This is a genomic window from Janthinobacterium sp. NKUCC08_JDC, assembly GCF_019345575.1.
Lineage (GTDB): Bacteria > Pseudomonadota > Gammaproteobacteria > Burkholderiales > Burkholderiaceae_D > Janthinobacterium > Janthinobacterium aestuarii.
In genome coordinates, this window is record NZ_JAHKQW010000005.1 from 85643 (window position 1) to 107549 (window position 21907).

20 protein-coding genes are annotated in these 21907 nt (G+C 63.8%); 10 read left to right on the plus strand and 10 right to left on the minus strand.

All coding sequences use genetic code 11. The features are described 5' to 3' along the window. Positions 1 to 55: 55 nt before the first annotated feature. Both KO538_RS14735 and KO538_RS14740 read left to right on the plus strand, forming a co-directional pair. On the plus strand, positions 56 to 1243 hold the full coding sequence (locus KO538_RS14735; protein ID WP_219328743.1) for a phytanoyl-CoA dioxygenase family protein: 1188 nt from the start codon (positions 56 to 58) through the stop codon (positions 1241 to 1243). A 32-nt stretch (positions 1244 to 1275) separates the two neighbouring features. After that, on the plus strand, positions 1276 to 2394 hold the full coding sequence (locus KO538_RS14740) for a Gfo/Idh/MocA family protein (protein WP_070302685.1): 1119 nt from the start codon (positions 1276 to 1278) through the stop codon (positions 2392 to 2394). A gap of 7 nt (positions 2395 to 2401) precedes the next feature. Here KO538_RS14740 and KO538_RS14745 read toward each other — a convergent pair whose 3' ends face one another. After that, positions 2402 to 4408, minus strand: a complete 2007-nt coding sequence (locus tag KO538_RS14745) for a glycoside hydrolase family 3 protein (RefSeq protein ID WP_219328744.1) — start codon at positions 4406 to 4408, stop codon at positions 2402 to 2404. Between the two features lie 217 nt (positions 4409 to 4625). On the opposite strand from KO538_RS14745, the gene KO538_RS14750 reads away from it, so the two are divergent. After that, positions 4626 to 5663 carry an AraC family transcriptional regulator gene (locus KO538_RS14750; protein ID WP_219328745.1) on the plus strand — a complete coding sequence of 346 codons (1038 nt, stop codon included), beginning with the start codon at positions 4626 to 4628 and terminating at the stop codon, positions 5661 to 5663. Here the strand turns inward: KO538_RS14750 and KO538_RS14755 are convergent. After that, the gene (locus tag KO538_RS14755; RefSeq protein ID WP_072453431.1) at positions 5660 to 6496 is read right to left on the minus strand and encodes an NAD(P)-binding domain-containing protein; all 837 of its coding nucleotides are present in this window, start codon (positions 6494 to 6496) and stop codon (positions 5660 to 5662) included. The genes KO538_RS14750 and KO538_RS14755 overlap by 4 nt on opposite strands. Positions 6497 to 6501: 5 nt before the next feature. On the opposite strand from KO538_RS14755, the gene KO538_RS14760 reads away from it, so the two are divergent. Continuing rightward, on the plus strand, positions 6502 to 6894 hold the full coding sequence (locus KO538_RS14760) for a helix-turn-helix domain-containing protein (protein ID WP_092709055.1): 393 nt from the start codon (positions 6502 to 6504) through the stop codon (positions 6892 to 6894). Here KO538_RS14760 and KO538_RS14765 read toward each other — a convergent pair. The 3 genes from KO538_RS14765 to KO538_RS14775 form a co-directional block, all read right to left on the minus strand. Continuing rightward, positions 6891 to 9968, minus strand: coding sequence for an efflux RND transporter permease subunit (locus tag KO538_RS14765; protein WP_219328746.1), 3078 nt, complete (start codon positions 9966 to 9968; stop codon positions 6891 to 6893). The two genes, KO538_RS14760 and KO538_RS14765, sit on opposite strands and share 4 nt — an antisense overlap. Then, the gene (locus tag KO538_RS14770) at positions 9965 to 11071 is read right to left on the minus strand and encodes an efflux RND transporter periplasmic adaptor subunit (protein ID WP_219328747.1); all 1107 of its coding nucleotides are present in this window, start codon (positions 11069 to 11071) and stop codon (positions 9965 to 9967) included. The genes KO538_RS14765 and KO538_RS14770 overlap by 4 nt, the downstream gene beginning before the upstream one ends. Before the next feature lie 83 nt (positions 11072 to 11154). Further along, positions 11155 to 11775, minus strand: a complete 621-nt coding sequence (locus KO538_RS14775) for a TetR/AcrR family transcriptional regulator (protein WP_219328748.1) — start codon at positions 11773 to 11775, stop codon at positions 11155 to 11157. Positions 11776 to 11868: 93 nt separating this feature from the next. On the opposite strand from KO538_RS14775, the gene KO538_RS14780 reads away from it, so the two are divergent. After that, on the plus strand, positions 11869 to 13338 hold the full coding sequence (locus KO538_RS14780) for an efflux transporter outer membrane subunit (RefSeq protein ID WP_219328749.1): 1470 nt from the start codon (positions 11869 to 11871) through the stop codon (positions 13336 to 13338). Between the two features lie 114 nt (positions 13339 to 13452). Beyond that, positions 13453 to 13908, plus strand: a complete 456-nt coding sequence (locus tag KO538_RS14785) for a GNAT family N-acetyltransferase (protein ID WP_219328750.1) — start codon at positions 13453 to 13455, stop codon at positions 13906 to 13908. On the opposite strand, the gene KO538_RS14790 is transcribed toward KO538_RS14785, so the two are convergent. Next, positions 13905 to 14300 (minus strand): helix-turn-helix domain-containing protein, encoded by a 396-nt coding sequence (locus tag KO538_RS14790; RefSeq protein ID WP_034755682.1) that lies wholly within the window; start codon positions 14298 to 14300, stop codon positions 13905 to 13907. The genes KO538_RS14785 and KO538_RS14790 overlap by 4 nt on opposite strands. Before the next feature lie 162 nt (positions 14301 to 14462). Here KO538_RS14790 and KO538_RS14795 point away from each other — a divergent pair, with 162 nt between their 5' ends. The 3 genes from KO538_RS14795 to KO538_RS14805 all read left to right on the plus strand — a co-directional run bounded on the left by KO538_RS14795 (position 14463) and on the right by KO538_RS14805 (position 16080). Then, positions 14463 to 15035: an FMN-dependent NADH-azoreductase gene (locus KO538_RS14795; protein ID WP_219328751.1), complete on the plus strand. Its 573-nt coding sequence runs from the start codon at positions 14463 to 14465 to the stop codon at positions 15033 to 15035. 106 nt (positions 15036 to 15141) lie between these two features. After that, positions 15142 to 15429, plus strand: coding sequence for a putative quinol monooxygenase (locus KO538_RS14800; protein WP_166447263.1), 288 nt, complete (start codon positions 15142 to 15144; stop codon positions 15427 to 15429). 78 nt (positions 15430 to 15507) lie between these two features. After that, on the plus strand, positions 15508 to 16080 hold the full coding sequence (locus tag KO538_RS14805) for a hypothetical protein (RefSeq protein ID WP_072454118.1): 573 nt from the start codon (positions 15508 to 15510) through the stop codon (positions 16078 to 16080). A gap of 71 nt (positions 16081 to 16151) precedes the next feature. Here the strand turns inward: KO538_RS14805 and KO538_RS14810 are convergent, their stop codons facing one another. Beyond that, positions 16152 to 16397, minus strand: coding sequence for a hypothetical protein (locus KO538_RS14810; protein WP_070302697.1), 246 nt, complete (start codon positions 16395 to 16397; stop codon positions 16152 to 16154). Between the two features lie 73 nt (positions 16398 to 16470). Continuing rightward, complete coding sequence (locus KO538_RS14815) at positions 16471 to 16836, minus strand: sigma factor-like helix-turn-helix DNA-binding protein (protein ID WP_219328752.1); 366 nt, start codon at positions 16834 to 16836, stop codon at positions 16471 to 16473. 645 nt (positions 16837 to 17481) lie between these two features. Here KO538_RS14815 and KO538_RS14820 point away from each other — a divergent pair. After that, on the plus strand, positions 17482 to 17652 hold the full coding sequence (locus KO538_RS14820) for a hypothetical protein (RefSeq protein ID WP_161781518.1): 171 nt from the start codon (positions 17482 to 17484) through the stop codon (positions 17650 to 17652). A 126-nt stretch (positions 17653 to 17778) separates the two neighbouring features. On the opposite strand, the gene KO538_RS14825 is transcribed toward KO538_RS14820, so the two are convergent. Together KO538_RS14825 and KO538_RS14830 are read right to left on the minus strand one after the other, a co-directional pair. After that, on the minus strand, positions 17779 to 19320 hold the full coding sequence (locus KO538_RS14825; RefSeq protein ID WP_374106853.1) for a cryptochrome/photolyase family protein: 1542 nt from the start codon (positions 19318 to 19320) through the stop codon (positions 17779 to 17781). A gap of 42 nt (positions 19321 to 19362) precedes the next feature. Next, entirely contained in the window at positions 19363 to 21834 is a 2472-nt protein-coding gene (locus tag KO538_RS14830) for a penicillin-binding protein 1A (protein WP_219328754.1), read from the minus strand. Positions 21835 to 21907: the final 73 nt, after the last annotated feature.

Here is a 21907-nt window from a genome sequence, read left to right on the forward strand (position 1 = left end):
ATGCCGATTTTCATCCCTATACTGATTCTACAACGTAAAACTCAGGAGACACCGCATGACCACCCAAGACGCCGCGCCGCCCGCCCCCTTCTGGCTGTCGCAGCAAGATTGCCGGATCGATGATTTCATCCGCACCGTCAGCCAATGCACGGCGCTGGTCGACTATCCGCACGCCGTTGCGGTGGAAGACAATATCCTCGTCTACGATTGCGACAGGGTGCGTGCGCTGGCCACCAGTACCGCGTCGCTGCGCGCGCTGCAGGCAGAATGGGGCAAGGCGCTGATGGATGGCCCCGGCGTCATCGTGTTCCAGCGCGCCGTCGACGACACGGCGACCCTGGAACAGGTCAGCGGCGTCTTTCGCGCGCTGATCGCCGAACAGCATGCGAGCGGCCGGGCGGGCGGCGACCATTTCGCCAAACCGGGCGCGAACGACCGCATCTGGAACGCCCAGCAAAAACTGTGTCTGCGCGCGCCCGAAGCGTTCGCGCGCTATTACGCCAATCCCGTGTTTGCGTGGATAGCGGAGGCGTGGCTGGGACCCGCCTACCAGATGACGGCACAAGTCAACGTCGTCAACCCGGGCGGCGCCGCCCAGGCGCCGCACCGCGACTATCACCTGGGCTTCCAGAGCGCCGCCAGTTGCGCCGCCTATCCCGCTCCCGTGCACCAGATGTCGGCCTTATTGACCTTGCAGGGTGCCGTCGCCCACTGCGACATGCCGGTCGAATCCGGTCCCACCCTGTACCTGCCGTATTCGCAGCGCTACCAGGCCGGTTTCCTCGCCTGGCAGCAACCGCCCTTCCGCGATTATTTCGCCCGGCATTGCGTGCAGCTGCCGCTGTCCCAAGGCGACGCCGTCTTCTTCAACCCCGCCCTGTTCCATGCGGCGGGCCATAACCGTTCGCCCGACATCCGCCGCATGGCGAATCTGCTGCAAGTGTCGTCGCCGTTCGGGCGCGCGATGGAAGCGCTGGACCGCCGCGCCATGAGCGCCGCGCTGTATCCGGTACTGCAGGCGCTGCGCGACCAGGGCGCCCTGTCCGACGACGGCATCGGCCACGCGATTGCCGCCTGCGCCGAAGGCTATGCCTTCCCCAGCAACCTCGATCGCGACCAGCCCATAGACGGCATGGCGCCTCCCACGCAGCAGCAACTCATGCACGAAGCGCTGGCGCAAGACTGGCCCGCCGCCCGCTTCCTCGACGCCCTGGGCAGCCAGGCCTGGCGCCAGCAAGCCTGAATCCCCTACCGCGACAACCTCGGAGACTCCCTATGCAAGACATCAACATCGGCTTGATCGGCGCTGGCTACATGGGCAAGGCGCACACCATCGCCTACAAGGCCGTGCGCAGCATTTTTCACACGGCCTTGAACCCCGTATGCGAATGCATCAGCACCAGCAGCGCGGAAGGCGCCGCCCGCAGCGCGCAGGAACTGGGTTGGAACCGCTCCACGGGCGACTGGCGCGCGCTGGTGGGAGATCCCGCCATCGACGCCATCATCGTCGCCACGCCGCCGGCCACGCACAAGGACATCGTGCTGGCCGCGCTGGCTCTGGGCAAACCCGTGTTTTGCGAAAAACCGCTGGGCATGACGGCCGCCGAATCCCTGCTGCTGGCGCAGGCGGCCGAAGCGGCGGGCGTGGCCAACATGGTCGGCTACAACTACATCCGCACGCCGGCCAGCCAGCTGGCGCGGCAGATCATCGAATCGGGCGAAATCGGCGAGATCATCCACGTCGCCGCCGAACATGTGGAAGACTATCTGCACGACCCGCGCGCGCCTGCCTCGTGGCGCACGCGCGAAGCGACGGCAACGCGGGCCGGCGCGCTGGCCGACGTGGGCTCGCACCTGCTCAACCTGGCCCTGCGCCTGGGCGGCCCCGTCGACTCGCTCGTGGCGGACATGAATACCGTGCACGCGCAGCGGCAAGGGCCCACTGGCATGGAAGCGGTGGAGAATGACGACCAGGGAAATGTGATGCTGCGCTTTGCCAGCGGCGCGCTGGGCGCCCTGACCTTCAGCCGCGTGGCGGCCGGGCGCAAGATGGGTTACACCTACCGCATCACGGGGACGAAAGGCGCGCTCGCCTTCGACCAGGAAAACCAGAACGAATTATGGCTGTACGACGCCGGCCGCCCCGCGCAGCGCCAGGGTTTCCAGCGCCTGCTGATGGGCCCCGTCCACCCCGACTACCTGGCGTTCAGCCAGGGCGCCGGGCACGGCACCGGCTACAACGAGCAGATCGTCATCGAAGCGCGCGACTTTCTGCAGGCGATCGCCGGCGGCCAGCCGGTCTGGCCCACCTTCCGCGACGGCTACGAGGTGGACCGGCTGATAGCCGCCGCGCTGCGCTCCGCCAAAGAGCGCAGCTGGATTTCCCTGCGTTGAACGGCGTTTAGTAGGCCAGGCCGTAACCGAACTTGTACAGCGGACGGGCCGTGTCATACGGCACGTCCGATTTCTGCACTTGCACTTCGGCCATCGACGATGGCAGTTCGAACGGCAGCTTGCCTTGCGGCTTGGCCTTGCCCGTCAGGACATCGAACAGCGCGCCGTCGCTCACGCCAAAGTTGGCGACGATGGCGCTGGCCTTGTCCTGCACGTTGCCGAGGATGGCCGGGCGGTCCAGGTACACGGTAACCACCGTCTTCGGCGCGTATTTGGCCGCGTTCTTGATCGCCTCGTAGTCGGCGTCGCCATCGACATAGTTCAAGCGTCCTTCGTGCTGCATGCTGCCGAAGATGTAGTTCGGGTGCAGGGTTTCATACGGCGCGGCCACGCGCAGCAGGGCCACGTCCGCTTCCTGCGGCGTGGCGACCACCGTGTAGCCATATTGCCTGGCCACGGCCGCATCGATGCCGTACAGGTAAACCTTCTTGACGGTAGCCGCCAGAGGCAAGACCTTGTCCTTGTTTTCCAGCAAGACCAGCGAGCGGCGCTGCGCGTCCAGGCCAGCCTCGATGAAGTCCGCCTTGCCCACCGTGGTGGCCGCCTTGGCCGCATCGACGAACGGATGCTCGAACAGGCCCTGCTTGAATTTCTGGATCAGGATACGCCGCGCCGACGCGTTGATGCGCGCTTCCGTCAGTTGGCCGCGCTGCACGGCTTGCGTCAGGTATGGCGCTTCCGTCACGCCGCCAAACTGGTCCATCCCCGCCGTCACGGCTTTCACATAACGCTCGGCCTTGGTGGCGTCTTCCATGCCCCACGGCGTGCCAAAGCCCATGAAGGAAGGCGCGACGCCAGGCGCCGTGCCGTTGCGGCAGTTGGCGTCGCAGTCGGACGTGATGCCCCAGTCGGACAGGATCACGCCTTCGAAGCCGTACTTGCCGCGCAGCAGATCCGTCAGCATGGTCTTGCTGAAGCCGGCCGCCACCTGTTCCAGGGTGATGCCGTCGATCGTGATATTGCCGTCCGGCAGAGCGTAGGTGGGCATAACGGAAGCCGCCTTGGCCGTGAAGGCGCCTTCGAACGGTTTCACGTGGTAGGCGAAGTTGTTGCCCGGGTAAGTCATGTAGCGGCCATAGTAATTGTGGCCGTCGTAACCCTCTTTCGTGGCGCCGTAGCCGACCCAGTGCTTGACGACGGCCACCACGCTGCCGTCATGCAAGCCCGTGTTCCCATCCTGGAAGCCTTCGATATAGTGCTGCACCATGCGCTTGGCCAGGTCCGCGTCTTCGCCAAAGGTGCCGTTGATGCGCGACCAGCGCGGCTCGGTGGCCAGATCGGCCTGCGGCGACAGGGCCTGCGTGATGCCGACGGCCAGGTATTCCTGGCGCGCGATGTCGCCGAAGCGGCGTACCAGCGCATCGTCGCCGATGGCGGCCAGGCCCAGGGTTTCAGGCCATTGCGAAAAACCCTTGGTGCCGGCGCTGGCGCCCACCGTGTACTGGAAATGGTGGCGCGGGTCCGTGCTGATGGAAACAGGGATGCCGTGGCGCGACGTTTCGCTCAGCGCTTGCACCTTGTTGTACTGGGCCGCCATATTGGCCGAGTCGCCCGCCATGCGCGTGATGAAGGTGTTGACGTACTGCTTGACGATCAGGTCCTGCAGGGCTGTCAAATCGTACGCGCCGCCCTGGCCGATGCCGGTGGGGTCGGCCACGGTGGGCGCCGTGCCGTGCATCATCAGGCCCGCTTTTTCATCGAGGCTCATGCGCGACAGCAGATCGTCGGCGCGCACCTCGGCCGGCAGGCGCCAGTCTTCGTATCGATCGATCTTGCCGTTGCGGTTCATGTCCTTGAAGGCATAGCCGTCGACCTGGATCTGGCTGTAGGTGGTGGCGCCGAACACGGGCTGCTTGTATTCCACGCTGCCGTTATTGCCGCAGGCGGCCAGGGCAAGCGTGGCGACGCAGCCGGCGACCATGCGGGCCATCGGTTTCAAAGTGCAATTCATCATTATCTCCAAGACTGTTTTTGTAGGTATCAAGGCGCGGCAGCAAGGCCGGCCGAAAACAATATAGCGTGAGAATGCGTGAGTTTCTTGACCGCGCAGCACGCGTTTTATACCCGCGAGAACAATTTTTGGTTAGATGGCACAACAACCAACAATCTCCTACAAAGTGCTAATATTTGTGAAAAATTACTACAACAAGCAGGATAAGCAGGAGACAGCCTTGCACAAACCCGACACGCGCACGGTTTCGAACCGGATCGCGCAGCAATGCGCGCGCGCCATGCAGGCCGATGGCCACGACCCCGCCGAGTTTTTTCAGCGCACGGGCATCACGCCGGCGCAGCTGGACGAACCGGGCGGCCGCATCAACGCCGAGCGGCACCGCCGCATGACGGCCTATGCCCAGCAACTGCCGCAGCACCGCGGCTTGCTCGACCTCGACGTGACGCACTGGTTCGCGCATTACTCGGGCATCGCCCATGTTTGCTTCAACCGCCCCACCCTGCGCAGCGCGCTGCACGAGCTACTGCACTTACGGGGATTGATCGGCGAATTCGATTTCATGCTGATGAGCGAAAATGGCACGCGCATCGAGATCGAATACCTGTCCGAGTTCTGCCCGTCGGGCGGCGCCATGCAGGCGCTGGCCAATTTCCGCATGCTGTCGCTGGTGGCGCGCGCCTACGACGATGGCGCGCCCACCGCCTTCCGTGCCGGCTTCCAGGGCAAGGCGCCATGGTTCGCGCCGGCCATTTCCGAGTGCTTCGGCGCCGCCGCCACCTTTGGCCAGGCGCGCAATACATTGACGTTCGACGCACCGGCGCTGGACCGGCCCTTCGCCCAGTTCAACGCCATGCTGGCGCCGCACGCGCTGCGGCACGCGCAGGGGCAATTGCAGCAGCTGCAGGGAGCGCAGCTGTTTTCGGCCCGCGTGGAGCAAGCCATCATCGATCTGCTGGGCCGGCAAGGCGCGGGCGACGCCGATAGCGCCTCGCTGCTACCGGCCCTGTGCGACGGCCTGGCGATGAACCGCTGGACCCTGCAGCGCCAGTTGCAGCAGGAGCAGACCTCGTTCCGCGCACTGGAACTGCGCGCCAAGAGCCGCGAATCGCGCCGTTTGCTGCGCGAAACAAGCCTGAGCGTGGCGGAAATCGGCGACCGCCTGGGCTTTTCCTCGCAAAGCGCGTTCACCCGCTTCTTCAAAAACCAGTTCGAACTGCCGCCAGCGCGCTACCGGCAGGATGCCACAGGCGCCTAGACGTTCAGTTGCCGGTTCATGGCGACGATGTCGTCATGGCTGGCATGCGCGCCCAGCTTGGCGAACTGCGCCGGCATCCGGTCGCGTATCGCGGCCGCCTTGCCGGGAACCGCCGCGGCAAGCGCCCTGGCCATGGCGGGCGCCTCAAGGTCGCAGCAGTAGGCGGGGGTACAGGGCTGTTGGCGCCAGGACTGCGCCAGGGTGCCGCCATCGACCGCGTCAAATCCGGCCTGCTCCACCAAGGTCATCGCCGCCTGCATGGCCATCGGGTCATCTCCGGCGACGGCAATGGCGAGGCGGCCCGGCGTGCCTGCGGGCTGGCCCAACGCGGCCAGCGTATGCGCGAGCACATTGTTGAAGGCCTTGACCACCGGACGCCCCAGCTGGGCTGACACCCAGACGCTTTCGGCCATGCCCGCATCGATCTGCGCAATCGCCGCGTCACGCATGCCAGGGTAATAATTACTGGTGTCGATCACGGTGACCTGCGGCGGCACGCCGTCGAACAGGCCGGCAGGCAGGCTGGCCATGGCCGGCAGCGGTATGGCCAGCACCACCACGTCCACGCCATCGACGGCGCCATGCACATCGGCCGGCACAGCGCCGATGTCGTCGGCCACGCTTTGCACGCCTTTGACGCCGCCGGAATTGGCTATCTTCACCTCATGGCCGGCGGACAGCAGCTTGCGCGCCAGGGTTGCGCCGATATTTCCCGTTCCAATAATTCCTATCTTCATGTTCATGAGCTCCGTGTCGTTGATCGTCCAATCTGCTGTGATTTTAGGAGCCTTATGCAATAATGGGAAGTACCCACCAAAAAGTAAGTAACCCACATATCATGACAGAACAACGGGAATGGAATTGTGGCGATCCGCAAAATCGCCGAGACTGGGCCGACGCCACCACCGAGACCTTGCGCGTACTCGAAGGCAAATGGAAGATCATCATCCTGTGCCAGCTGTTTGCGGCCAAGGCGCCTTTGCGCTTTTCCGACCTGGAGCGCCTGATCGAGGAAGTCAACCAGAAAATGCTGATCCAGCAGCTCAAGCAGCTAGAAAAGGACGGTATCGTCGTGCGCAAGGTCTATGCGCAGGTACCGCCCAGGGTGGAATATGCATTGAGCGAGATCGGCCATGCGCTGGGACCGTCGATGCAGGCGCTGATCGAGTGGGCCGAACTGCGGCGCGCACGCCTGGCGCACGCCGCTGCCGATCCTGCCGCGCCAGATTAAACCTGCGGCGCAGCCCTTGCCTGCGGCCGTATCCGGAACCAGATCGCATACATGGCGGGCAAGAACACCAAAGTCAGCACCGTGCCGGCAAACGTGCCGCCGATCAGGGTATAGGCCAAGGTACCCCAGAATACCGAATGGGTCAGCGGGATAAACGCCAGAATGGCCGCCAGCGCCGTGAGGATCACGGGACGCGCGCGCTGCACGGTCGCTTCCACCACGGCGTCGAACGGCGCCAGGCCGGCCGCCTCGTTCTGGTGGATCTGGCCGATCAGGATCAGGGTATTGCGCATCAAAATGCCCGACAGCGCGATCAGGCCGACCAGCGCATTGATGCCGAACGGCTGCTGGAATAGCAGCAAGGTAGGCACCACGCCGATCAGGCCCAATGGGCTGGTCAGGAACACCATCACCATCGCCGAGATCGAACGCACCTGCAGGATGATCATCAGCAAGGTCAATGCCAGCATGATGGGGAACAGCGGCAGCATGGCTTGCGTGGCCTTGGCCGATTCCTCGATGGAGCCGGCCTGCTCGATGCGGTAGCCGGCCGGCAGCTTGTCGATGACCGTTTGCAGCTGTGCCGTGATGGCGCCCGAGACGTCGGGCGGCTGCATGCCGTCAGCGATGTCGCCGCGTACGGTAATCGTCGGCTGGCGGTCGCGCCGGCGCATCACTGGTTCTTCCGAGCGCACCTCGACGCTGCCCACCTGCGACAGCGCGATGCGTTCGCCATTCGCGCCGGCCAGGGTCAGGTCGGCGATGCGCGCCGGATCGAGCCGCACGTCGCCGGCCGCGCGCGCCACCACCTGCACCGTGCGGATATCTTCGCGCACGGCCGTGACAGGCACGCCGCTGAGCAGGAACTGCAGCTGCTGCGCCACCGCAGCCGACGTCAAGCCCATCGCCTGCAAGCGCTCCTGCTGCAGGCTGAAATGCAGGGTAGGCGTGCGCGTGCCCCAGTCCGTGTTCACGGTACGCATCAATGGGCTGGCCTGCATCACGGCTTGCACCTGGCCGGCGATGCCGCGCAACACCTCAGGATCGGGGCCGCTGACCCGGTAGGTGACGGGGAAAGGCGAGTAAGGGCCGAACACCAGTTGCGTGACGCGCACCCTGGCCTCGGGCGCCAGCCCGGCGGCCACCGCCACACGCAAGCGCTGCTTCAGGGCGTCGCGCGCCTGCTGGCTGTCGGTGCGCACGACGATCTTGGCAAACGACGGGTCGGGCAATTCCGGTCCCATCGCCAGGTAAAAGCGCGGCGCGCCCTGGCCCACATAGGCCGTGACGATCTTCGCCTCGCTCTGGCGCGCCAGCCACGCTTCCACCTTGGCCGCCGCGCCGCTGGTCTGCCCGATCGCGCTGCCGTAGGGCAGCTGCACTTCGATCAGCACTTCAGGGCGGTCCGAGATGGGAAAAAACTGCTTCTTGACGATGGCCATGCCCAGCACGGCCAGCAAGAACAAGCCGATCACGGTGCAGAACACCAGCCATTTGCGGGCGATCACGCGCCCCAGCAGCCGGCGAAAACGGTGGTAGCGCGGCGTGTCGTACAGCGCATCATGGCCGCCGGCGACGTGTTTGAGTTCAGGCAGCAGCTTCACGCCCAGGTAGGGAGTGAACACCACCGCCACCACCCACGAGGCGATCAGGGCGATGCCGACGATCCAGAACATATTGCTCGTGTATTCACCGGCGCTGGAACGGGCAAAGCCGTTCGGCATGAAGCCCACGGCCGTGACCAGGGTGCCGGCCAGCATGGGCGCGGCCGTGTGGCTCCAGGCATAGGCGGAGGCGGCGATGCGGCTGTAGCCCTCTTCCATCTTCACGACCATCATTTCGATGGCGATGATCGCGTCATCCACCAGCAGGCCCAGGCCCAGGATCAATGAACCCAAGGTGATGCGGTCGAAGTTCTTGCCCGTCGCCGCCATCACGATGAACACCACGGCCAACGTCAATGGCACGGCGGCGGCCACCACGATGCCGACCCGCCAGCCCATGCTGATAAAGCACACCAGCATCACCACCAGCAATGCGGCGAGGAACTTGAGCATGAATTCGTCGACGGCCGCGCCGATATTGACGGCCTGGTCGGTAACCTTGACCAGGCTCATGCCCAGCGGCATGGCGGCGCCGATGGCCGTCACTTCCCCGTCCAGCGCCTTGCCCAGATCCAGCCCGTTCCAGCCGTCGCGCATGACCACGCCCAGCAGCAGCGCCGGCTCGCCGCCATTGCGCACCATGAAACTGGCCGGATCTTCCTGGCCACGGCGCACGGTGGCGATATCGGACAGGGTCAGGGTGCGCCCCTGCGCCGCCACAGGCGTATCGCGGATCTTTTGCAGCGCGTCGAGCGCGCCGTCGAGGCGGATGAATACCTGCGGCCCGCGCGTTTCAACGGAACCGGCCGGCGTCAAGGCATTCTGGCCGTTCAGCGCGGCAAACACGTCCTGCGCCCGCACGCCCAGGGTGGCCAGGCGCTCCTGCGAAAACTCCACGTAGATGCGTTCGGCCTGCTCGCCGATGATATTGACCTTTTTCACCCCCGGCACGTGCAGCAGCCGCTGGCGCAGGGTTTCCGCCTCGCGCACCAGCAGGCGCTGCGGCTCGCCCTTGGCTTTCAGCGCATACAGGGCAAAGGTGACGTCGGCGTATTCGTCATTGATCATGGGGCCGATCACGCCGGCCGGCAAATTGGCCGCCTCGTCGCCGGCCTTCTTGCGCGCCTGGTAAAACTCGGCCTGCACCTGGTCGGGCGGCGTGCCGTCGAGCAGGGTCAGTGTCGTGAAGGCCAGGCCCGGCGTGGTATAGGTCTCGGCCCGTTCGTACCAGCGCAGCTCCTGCAGGCGTTTTTCGATCTTCTCGGCCACCTGGTCCTGCATTTCGCGCGCGCTGGCGCCTGGCCAGGCGGTGACGATGGTCATCACCTTGACCGTGAACGCCGGGTCTTCCGCGCGCCCCAGCTTGAAGAACGACAGCAGACCAGCCAGCGAAATGAGACAGATCAGGAACAGGGTGACGGAACGCTCGCGCACGGCCAGCGCGGACAGGTTGAATCGGGTCGCGCTCATGGACGCGCTCCCGCGGCGGCGGCCACTGGCGCCTGTTCGACCCTGACCTGCTCTCCCTGGTGAAGCAGATGGGCGCCCAGCGCGACGATGCGTTCGCCCGCCTTCAGGCCATCCACGTCGGCGCCATCCTCGTGCAGCCGCAGCAACCTGACGGGCCGCCAGCTGACCTGCGACGGCGCGCCGCCGATCACCCACACGCCCTGCCCCTTGCCCGCGTCATGCAGGGCCGCCAGCGGTACTTGCACGCTGGCGGCGCCAGCTTGCGCGCCGGGCAGGCGCAAGGTGACGGTGGCGCCCAACGGCGCGCTTGACAGCGCCGCGTCGAGCACATAGCGCGCCTCGAAAGTGCGCGTTTGCCGGTCCGCCGTCTGCGACAGCTGGCGCAAGGTGGCCGGCACGCCGGCACCCGGCCTGCCGAACAGGGTAGCCTGGCCCGTGGAGCCGAGCGCGGGACGCAAGGTTTCAGGCAGCTGGATCGCCGCTTCGCGCCGGCCGTCATGGGCCAGGCGCACCACCACCTGCCCGGCCGCGACCACCTGGCCCGGTTCGGCCAGGGTGTCCATCACGACGCCGTCGGCGTCGGCCAGCAGCACCGCGTACTGCAGCGCATTGCGCGCCACCCCGGCCTGGGCTTCGGACGCCTTGAGCTGGGCGGCGGCCGCGTCAGCCGCCGCCTTTACCTGGTCGTAGCTGGATGCCGAGATGGCGCCCGTACCGCGCAAGTCGCGGTAGCGCGCTTCTTCATCCGCCGCCTGACGCGCGCGGGCGCGGTCGGCGATGACTGTTTCGTGGCGCGCTTGCGCCAGCAGTTGCAAGTCGTCGGCGTCGAGGCGCATCAATGGCTGGCCACGGCGCACGGCCTGGCCGGCGTCGACCAGCCGTTCGCGCACCTTGCCGGCCACGCGAAAACCGAGATCGCTCTGCACGCGCGGCGCGACCACGCCCGTGAAGCTGCGCGTGCCCGCCTCGGCGCCCTGCACCGTGACGGCGCGCACCAGCGGCGTGGCCGTGCGCGGATCGGCCTGCGCCTTGTCGGCACAGGCGCTCAACACCAGGGGTAAAGTGGAAATGACAACAGATGAAGCGAGGCGGCGCCAGCGCATAGGAATTCCATGAATGAGTGATCAGAGCCCTCATTCTGGTACTAGTGACCAATTAAGTCAATCGTCACTTATCATTGAAGCGCTTACGGGGACAAACTGCGCAACACCAGACTGGACAGCTGCACCACGGCCGTTTCGCTGCTGTCGACACTGTGTTGCAGCAGCAAGGGATTGACGTAGGGGCGCATCACCAGGTAGATCGCGCTGGCCGTTTCGTCGAGCGGCGTCTTGCGTTCGAAGTCGCCCGTCTTGCGCCCCTGCTGCAAGATATCCTGCAGCAAGGCGCCCATCACCAGCTCGTAGGCCTGCACGGCCGGCCAGCGTTCGGTTGCGGCCGAAGCGGCGATGTCGTACAGCTTGCGGTCCTGAAAAAACAGCCGCAAGCTGGCCTCGACGCTGGCCCTAAACATGCGCCGCAGCTGCTCTGGCGGCCGCCCGGCCGCCGCGACAGCCGCCTTCACCTCGGTCTCGATCTGGCGCAGGCAGTTGCCGCAGATATGCTCGCCGATGGCTTGCTTCGATTCGAAGAACTTGTAGATATAGGCCTTGGAAAAGCCGATCGCCCTGGCCAGGTCGGAGACGGTCGTCTTTTCATAGCCGTAGCGGCTGAAGTAATCGGTGGCGGCGGCAACGATCTGGTCGCGCACGTCGTGGCCGGCGGGGCCGCGTGCTGGGCTGGGTGTGTCGGGTGTGGTGGAATTCATGGCGACAGCTTAACGCGCCGCGCCGGAATGCACAATAAGTGACCAATATGTATTATAGTCACACATTATTCTCATTTGAACAGGAAGACCACCATGCCACTGCCACGCCTGCGCCTCCCCTTTCTGCTGATCGCCGCCGGCCTGGCCGCCACCGGCTGCACCGTCGGCAACGATTACCACCAGCCAGAGCTGCCGCAAGCGGCGCAATACCTGCACCAGGCGGCGCTCGGCGCGCGCCAGGACGCTGACTCTGCCGAACTGCGGCAGTGGTGGACGGCCTTCGGCGACCCGCGCCTGACCCGCCTGGTGACGGTGGCGCTGGCGCAAAACCTCGACCTGGCGCAAGCGCAGGCCAGGGTCAGCCAGGCGCGGGCGGCCATCGGTGCGGCCGACGCCGCGCTGCTGCCGTCGGCCAGCCTTGGCGGCCAGGCGGCGCGCGCCTACCAGTCCGTGCAAACGCCGCTGGGCCAGGTCTTGAACGCCACGCCAGGCTATGAACGCGCCGGCAGCGCGCGCGAATTGAACCTGCAAGCATCGTGGGAACTCGACCTGTTCGGCGGCCTGCGCCGCGAACGCGAAGCGGCGCGCGCCGATTACGCAGCCAGCGAAGCGGGATGGGCCGCCACGCGGCTGGCCGTAGCGGCGCAAACGGCCGACCTGTATCTGACGATCCAGGGGCTGCAGGCGCGGCTCGACCTGGCGCGCCGGCAGGTCGGCACGGACGCGGCGCTGCTGGAACTGGCCACGCTGTTATATGACAAGGGATTGGCGAACGAGCCGGCGCTGCGGCAGGCCGAAGCGTCACTGGCGCAGGCGCGCGCCGTCGTGCCCGGCCTGGACACGGCACGCGAAGTCGCGCTGCATGCGCTCGACGTGATGCTGGGCGCGGCGCCAGGCACTTATGGCGATGACATGGCAGCCGCCGGCGTGATGGCGCGCGCGCCGCGCATCACGGCCGGCGGCTCGCCGGGCGAACTGCTGCGGCACCGGCCCGACCTGATCGCCGCCGAACGGCGCCTGGCCGCCGCCAGCGCGCGCACCGGCGCGGCCGTCGCCGAGTATTACCCGAAACTGAGCCTGGGCGCGCTGTTTGGCAGCGCCGCGGCCGGCGGCGCCCTGTTCGGCAGCGGCTCCGGCCAGGCCGCCGGCATGCTGGGCCTGCGCTGGCGCCTGTTCGATTTCGGCCGCATCGACGCGCAGATCGAAGCTTCCCGTGGCCAGGAATCCGAGCTGCTGGCGGCCTACCGGCTCGCGGCGCTGCACGCCGCCGAAGACGTGGAAAACGCCGGCTCGGCCCTGCTGCGCCACGAAGAACAGGCCAGCTTGCTGGCGCAAGGCGTGCATGCGCTAGAGCGCGCCCGCGCCGCCGCGCTGGCCGCCTACGAGAAAGGTGTGGTCAGCCGCCTTGACGTGCTGCAGGCCGACTCCCGGCTGCTGCGCGCAGCGGACGCGCGCGAACAGGCGCAAACGGCATCGGCGCGCGCTGCCGTCGCCACCTACCGGGCGCTGGGCGGCGGCTGGCAGGCGCCGCAGGCGGGGACGGAGGCGGTGGTAGCCCGGTAAATGCGGATGGCAGCCATTGTTCCACCGCTGTCTGGCGCAGGCGATGGAACAACATTGCCTTTTAAGTAAGTTTTCCGCATACTCGTACGCCCTACCTTTTCATTGCCTTTGAACATGACCATCAGCCTGCGCGCCGTCACGGCCGACAATTTCGACATCATCAGCGAACTGCCCCTGCTGCCCCAGCAGCGCGACTATCTGGCCAGCAACGACTATTCCGTCGCGCAGGCCAGCTTTTACCCCGCCACCATGCATACGCGCGCCGTGTATTGCGCCGAGGAGGTGATCGGTTTCCTCATGTTCGTCTCGCCTGACGACGACGATCCGCCCGGCCACTATCAGATCTGGCGCTTCATGGTCGACCACCGGCGCCAGGGACAAGGCCATGGGAGGGCTGCGCTCGCCCTGGCGCTGGCGGAAATCCGCGCCCGACCGGATGCGCGCAGCATCGAGATTTGCTACAAGCCGGGCAATGCCAACGCTCAAAAATTCTATGCCAGCATGGGCTTCGTGGAAAAAGGCCTGGATGCCGATGGCAACGACATGCTGGCAGTCATCGAACTGGCTTAACTGTCCTGCGCTGCGTTCGCATCGACCCTGGCATCGAACGCCAGCCGCGCCGCATCGATGGCGTCGCGGTGGCCATGCGCCCAGGCGCCCAGCGCGCTGATGGGGACTAATAGCGAGCGGCCCAGGTCCGTCAAGGCGTAGTCGACGCGCGGCGGCACGGTGGGAAACACGGTACGCGTCACCAGGCCATCGCGCTCGAGCCCGCGCAAGGTCAACGTCAGCATGCGCTGGGAAATGCCGCCGATCAGGCGGCGCATCTCGTTGAAGCGCTTGGTGCCGTTGCCCAGCAAGATCACCACCATCACGCTCCATTTGTCGCCCACGCGCGTAAGGATGTCCGTGATCGGGCGGCAGGAAGCGGCCACGCCCGCATGGCCGCCCTCGTCGCGCATGCGCCGTTCCAGCTCCGCCCCTTGCGCGGCGGCGTCGCCAATAGTCACATCCGTGTGCCCCAGTGTGGAAAAAGTGCCTTCTTGTGCGTTCATTTGATAGTCACTATATTTAACTCGGTTACAAAAACATACCACCCGATCATACCACCCAAGAAGGCCCATATGAACATCCTGCATATCGATTCCAGCGTCCTCGGCGAACATTCCATCAGCCGCCAGTTGTCCGCCGCCATCGTGGCCCGCCTGCAAGCGGCCGCGCCTGGCGCCGCGGTCCACTACCGCGACCTGGCTGCGCAACCGTTGCCGCAATTTACGGCCGCGCCCAGCGACGCCGACGGCGCGGCGCTGGCCGGCGCGCTCGAGCAAGTGCTGGCCGCCGACGTCATCGTCATCGGCGCGCCCATGTACAACTTCGCCATCCCCAGCCAGCTCAAGTCGTGGCTCGACGCGCTGGCCGTGCCAGGCAAGACCTTCCAGTATGGTGCCAACGGTCCCGAAGGTTTGCTGGGCAGCAAGCGCGTGATCATCGCCTCGACGCGCGGCGGCTATTACGGCGCCGACACGCCGATGGCCAGCCTGGAACACCAGGAAAGCCATCTGCGCGCCTTCCTCGGTTTCCTCGGCATCACGCAGATCGAGATCGTGCGCGCCGAAGGCGTCAAGGTCAGCGACGCAGCCAGGGCGCAGGCATTGACGGGCGCTTTCGAGCAGATCGGCGCGCTGCAAGCGGCCTGAGCAATGCCAACTGCGCCGCACGCCGTTGCGGCGCAGTCCATGGTGGCCGGCCGGCAAGGAAGCGCCAGATGCGCTAAGCTGCGGAACCCCAACCACAAGGACCACCATGACCCTGATCATCGTCGCCACCATCGATGCCCAAGCGCAACATATCGACGCCGTGCGCGCCGCCCTGGAAGCCGTCGTACCGCCGAGCCGCGCGGAAAGCGCCTGCCTGCGCTACGAACTGCACCTCGACAACAAGATTCCCACGCGCTTCATCATGCTGGAAGAATGGACCGACAAGGCAGGCCACACGGCGCATGAAGCGACGCCGCACTTCAAGACGCTGGTCGCCGCCGTGGGCGACAAGGTCGTCAAGATCGACATCGCGGAATTGAGCAAGCTGAAGTAAGGCCGGCGCGCCGCGCTAGCGCGTGGCCGTATTAGAAAGTTGCCATCTATAATATGGCAACTTTTCTTTATGGCCATCATGACTCCATTTTCCTGCATACGCGGCGCCGCAGCGGCTGCCGCCTTGACGCTCTGCATCAGCGCCTCGGCGCAAGCTCCCCTTCCTCTGACCAAGCTGGTGGGCGAATACAATCTGGCCTCGTCGGCGACCGTGCCGGCCAGCACCTGGGGCTATTCCAAGGGACGCATTTTGGTCAAGCAACTCGATGAGCGGCATCTGATGATCGTCCTGTCCTGCGAGTGGAAACGCGAACCGAAGGCCGTCTGCGGCGATTATTTCTATGCCCAGCAACGCGACGACGGCCTGTATCTGCAGGACATGAACACCTTCGCCATGCGCCTGTACTTCGATCCCGCCACGCGCAAGCTCACCATCATTTCGCGCGGCGCCGACGCGAAACAGAGCGTGCGGCATGACGTATTCGCCACCACCACCGCGCCGCTCACGGACCCCGCCCTCGTGCGGCGCATGAAGCGCGAACTGTCGAATGCCGACAGCAAGGAAAACCGGCGCGTGTTCGGCCCCTACACCAAGTGGGACTACCAGGAAAACCGCATCGAATTCCAGCGCCAGGACTTGACGGCGCCGTGATGGCGCGCCTGGGCGGGTTTCAGACGCGATACGGTCTGGCCCGCAATGGGCCTGGTCGGCCGACGATGGACCTAGCGTTTTTCAATTCCGATCATTTTTGGCGGCGATGGATCTTTTCTGCGCTCGCATACCAATACGCGCAATGCGACAGCTAGCGACACGCCATTTGTGTGCAAGTATTTTGCCGCCACAGCTGTGCCAAGCATTTCCTGGAAGATAATCGCCACATCTATTTTTTGTGCGGTCAATGCGTCGATCCGCCTGGGATGATCAAGCTCCAACTGCACGAGGCCACCGATGTAATTTTTATTTACCATGTAAATTGATGTCAAGTATGGAACAGGCACCGTAACCTCCCGCTTCGGGACTACCGTAGTTCGGCAGCCCCCCTCATTGATCCTTTTCCAGCATCTTGCGTATCTCTGCCCTTACTCTGTGGATACGGCTTCGCACCGTTCCCATCGGGCATCCCATCCTTATTGCAATCTCGTCATAGCGCATACCTTCATCCTCGCGCAACAATAATGCCTTTTTCAAGGGCGCCGGCAAATTGGCGATTAATCGAATAATTTCCATCCCTGTTTCCATTGCACTGCATATCTCTTCCGGATTATCTTCATCAACCAAGTCCAATGCATCAACGACATTATCTTCGCCATCAATCAAATCAACCGAACTTGATTTAACTTCGCCGCCACCAAAATAATGAGACCTTATACAGCGCATGGCCATTGAATATAACTTCGGATAAAACATCGAATGCCCACAACCTCTTTTAAACCATAGAAAAACATTGAAAAATATAAGCTAAACCATGTCATCAATATCTTCCTCGCGAGGAATGGACTGACTTACCAAATTTCTTATGCGGATACGATATCTGATATACAGCGCATGAAATGCCGATGCAGTATTCACACAATTAATTTCTAATGAGAAATTTTCATTTCCATCGGACATGCATCACTCACTGTAGCCCAAGTTGATCTCATATCCTAGCAGCAAGAATATATCCTCAAGCTAACACCCAAAAGAACATTGATTTATATCAATACATGCAATACAAGATATTTAATATTATAAAAAAATAAATCTATATTCCATCAAGAAATAATTAACCAGGAAATGTTTTTTATGCACGTAAAAATAACACTGTTCCAGACTCAATTAAATCTATTGAGGTAATTAATGTTTCCTTATAGAAATTTTCTATTGATAGCTTATTGACGTGTTCGCCTTCGTGCGCAAGGATAAATGTTTATGTAGTAATATTAAAAAAAATATTCAAAGCATTTTGGGTGAGCATTCCTGATGAGTAAAAAAACAAGCACTTCATACGTCATCGAGTTTACGCAGCGAACGACGCGGGTATTGAGGTCGCTCAATGTGGAGTCTGGACGAATGAAGATTGACATCAAAGATACGGCGATGCCGTTCGACACCCGAATAGTCGATGCCTGGATCAGCATCGAAGACGGCATCCTGTGGCTGGAGCATGAAACGGGAGATGAGTATACGGTGAGAATCAGGCTTGCCACGGTGCTGCGCTGGTCGCGTCAACCCAAATGGTAGCCAGGCTGCCGGCGCCACGCGGCAGTTTTTGCCACCTTCTCTGCTACAGTTTCTTCATGCCACCCTGCTGAAAGCGGGGTCGGGCGCAATACCCTCCGAGCAGGTCGCGGGCCATATTGCCTGGCGTTACAGGGAATCGAGCCTGGCCAGCATCGTGGCAGCCTGCTGCCGGAAAGCCGCGATTGTCGCCTCGTCCATTTTCTCCAGCTGGCGATACGCCATGCCTATGCGGGGATTGCGCTCCAATGTGTCCGCGTTGCGATGGAAAAAATCCCAGTACAGGGCATTGAAGGGACAGGCGCGCTCGCCGATGCGCGCCTTTTTATCGTAATGGCAGCCTTTGCAATAGTCGCTCATGCGGTCGATATACGCGGCGCTCGAGACATACGGCTTGGTGGCCAGCAGCCCGCCATCGGCGAACTGGCTCATGCCGGCGGTGTTGGGCAGTTCCACCCATTCGAAGGCATCGATATAAATGCCCAGGTACCAGCCATGCACCTTGGCCGGATCGAGGCCGGCCAGCAGCGAGAAATTGCCGATCACCATCAGGCGCTGGATGTGATGCGCGTGCGCCTGTTCCAGCGACTGGGTAATCGCCCGCGACAGGCAATGCATCTTCGTCTTGCCATCCCAGAACCATGACGGCAGCGGGCGCGCATGACCAAAGAAATTCTTCTCGGCATACCCTGGCATCTGGGCCCAATACACACCGCGCACATATTCGCGCCAGCCCAGGATCTGGCGTATAAAGCCCTCAACCGCAGCCAAGGGGGCATGGCCGGCGTGATAAGCCGCTTGCGCCCTGGCGACGACTTCGCGCGGATTAAGCATTTTCACGTTCAGCGCGAACGACAGCAGGGAATGAAACAAGCGCCACGCCTTGACGCTCATCGCATCCTGGAAGTCGCCAAAATGCGGCAAGGCCCGCTCGATGAAGGCATCGAGCTGCTGCAGCGCCTCATCCCGGTTCAGCGCCCACGCCAGCCGGTCCGCACGCGGCGCGCCGAAGCTTTTCACGCCGGCCGCGACGATGCTTTCCCATAACCGAGAATGGTCATGCACGGTGCGCGGGTCTTGCGGCTCGGCGGGCGTGCCGCGCCAGGGCTTGCGGTTATCGTGATCGAAGTTCCACTGCCCGCCGACGGGTTTTTTCGCGTCCTCCATCAGCACTTGGTGCGTGCTGCGCATCTGGCGGTAGAAGAACTCCATCAGCCATTGCTTGCGTCCGGCGAAAATATCGGCTGCCTCGTGGCGGGCCGTATAGAAATGGTCGCTGTCGACCATCCGCCATGGAATGCGCGAGCGGCGCCCGGCCTGGTACAACTGCTGGTCGAGGCGCCACTCGTCTGGCGCCTGGTATTCGAAGGCGCAAGCGTCATAGCGAAGAATCAGCGCTTCGATATTCTCCGGTATCGAGCGCGTGCTCGCCACCTCGTCGATGGCGATGTAATGCACCGTGTGGCCGCGCTGGCGCAACTGGCGCGCCAGTTCGCGCATGGCAGCGAAGATCGCCAGGATTTTCTGCGCATGGTGCAGCACATAATCGGTTTCCTGCCGCACTTCCATCAAGACATAAATGGTGGCGTCATCGACTTCGGTGAACCAGCGGTGCTGGGCATTGAGCTGGTCACCGAGTATCAGGCGCAGCGTGGGCTTCGGTGAGGTCATGGTCATTCTTTGCAACGGTTGCATTCGCCATGGCGGCGGCGTTTATCCCTGCGGTGCCGGCACCGGCTGCGGTACGGGAGCTGGCGCGGGCGCAGGAGCAGGAGCAGGCTCCGGCACCGCCTTGCCATGCGATTCCTGCCCGCCATCGCCTTCGGCCGGCATGGCCAGCGGCGCCGGCGGCGCGCCCTCTTGCAGCAAATCTCCGGGCTCTTCCACCGGTTCATCCTGTGGTTCCTCGACCGGTTCCACGTGGCGCAGCGGCGGTGGCGGCTTGCCGCCGGGGAAGATCGCGTCGCGCGACAGTTTTCCTGTGTCGAGCGCCGTCTTGAAGAAGTCGCCCACCACCAGCACGGCGTTGTGGCCGCCCTGGCCCCAGTAATTGCTGCGCATGGTGACGCGCGCGTCGTTGAATCCGACCCAGGCGCCGCCCACCAGTTCCGGGTGCATCAGAATGAACCAGCCGTCCGCATTGTTTTGCGTCGTGCCGCTCTTGCCGGCCACGTCGGAGCGGATGCCGAAACGGCTGCGGATGGCCGTGCCCGTGCCGCGGTCGATCACGCCGCGCATCATGTCCGTCAGCGTGGCGGCCGATTCGGCCTGCATGGCGCGCTTGGGCTTGTCTTCGCCGAAACGGGCGATGACCTTGCCTTCGCGGTCCGTGATATGCGTGACGACAAACGGCAGGCGCGCTTCGCCCTGGGCCGCGATGCTGGCGTAGGCGTTGACCATTTCCAGCAAGGTGACGGGACTGGTGCCCAGCGCCAAGGACGGCACTTTTTCCAGCTTGCTGTCGCGGATACCGAGCGAGCGCGCCAGCTTGATGATCGGCGGCAAGCCGACGTCCTGCATCACTTGCGCCGTGATCGTGTTTTTCGAATACACGAGGCCGTCACGCATGGTCATGTCGCGCCCCGTCGTGCCGCTCATGTCCGTCGGGCGCCATTTCGTGCCGTCGGCCGCCTTGATATCCATCACTTCATCGCGGTAGACGTGTTCAGGACTGAGACCTTTTTCCAGCGCCGCGCCATATACGATGGGTTTGAAGGTGGAACCGGGCTGGCGCGCCGCCTGCGACACGTGGTCGAACTGTTCGCGCGCAAAGTCGCGGCTGCCCACCCAGGCGCGCACGGCGCCCGTGGCCGGGTCCATGGCCGTAAAGCCCGCTTCCAGGCGCGTCTTCGACTTGCGCAGGGCCGCCATGAAGGCGCGGTCGCCCTTCAGCTGCGCCAGCGCCGCTTCCGGCGTGTCGCCAGCCGCCGTCAGCTTGCGGTAGTCGCCCGACTCGCGCACGAAGGCGTCGAGCAAGGCCGGATGCGACTTCCAGAAATAATCGAAGGCCACGCTGCCGCCCTGCATGCCCGCGTACATGCCCGTCGAGGTGGACGAGGGCACGCCGGCGCGGCTCCATTCCACGTCGGCAATCGCCTGCAAGGCATTCGCCTGGCGCTCGACCGCGCGCTCGGCCGCCTGCTGCAAATCGTAATCGAGCGTGGTGTGCACCACGAGGGCGTCCAGTTCCAGGTTGTAATCGTTTTCGTCAGCCCACTCGATCAGCCATTTGCGCACGTAGGCCGTGAAGTGGCTGTCCGATTGCGCCCGCTCGCTCTGGCGCTCGAAATGCAGGCGCAGCGGCCGTTTCACCAGCTGCTTGTAGCGCGCCTCGTCGATGACGTCGTGCTTGCGCATCTGCCCCAGCACCACGTTGCGGCGCTGCAGCGAGCGTTCTGGATTGCCGACAGGATTGTAGTAATTCGTGCCCTTGAGCATACCGACCAGGGTGGCGCTTTCGAGGATATCGAGGCGCGACGCGGGTTTGTCGAAATAGGTGCGGGCCGCCATCTCGATGCCGTAGGTGTTGTACAGGAAAGGCACCGTATTCAAATACGCTTCGAGGATTTCCGTCTTGCTGTAGGTGGCCTCGATTTTCAGGGCCGTGATCAGCTCCTTCAGCTTGCGGTTCAGGTTGCGCGAGCGGCCGATTTCCTCGGGGAACATATTGCGCGCCAACTGCTGCGTGATGGTGGAGCCGCCCTGCGGGTTGCCGCTCGCCGTGTGCAAGATGGCGCCCGCCGTGCGCGTGAAATCGACGCCGTGGTGTTGGTAGAAACGGTGGTCTTCCGTCGAGATCAAGGCGCTGATCACGTTCGGCGAAATCTGTTTTAACGTGACCCGTTCCTGCAAGCCCTGGTCGAAGCGGGCCAGTTCCTTGCCGTCGGCGCTGACCATGGTGCTCGGCGCGGCCGCGCGCGCCTGGCGCAAGTCGTGGATGCTCGGCGTCAGGGGGATCAGCAGCAGCATGTACAAGGTCAGCAGCGCCAGCACGGCCAGGAAAGACCATAGCCCCAGCACCAGCGCGCGCCGCACCGGCGGCAAGGTCATCAAGTGCGCGTGACCACGCCGGTACAAGGCCACCGCCCTCACCCACGCCGCACTTCCCACGCGCAATGCCTGCGCGCGCGTCCATATCCATGCCTGCCTTGCTTTTTCCTGAAACTGCTCCATGCCTGATGCCATGCCTGTAACCTTGTCTGATGCCGGAAAATCCGTTTCAGCAAGTATATAGGGCGGGCAACAAAGCGGGCCGGAA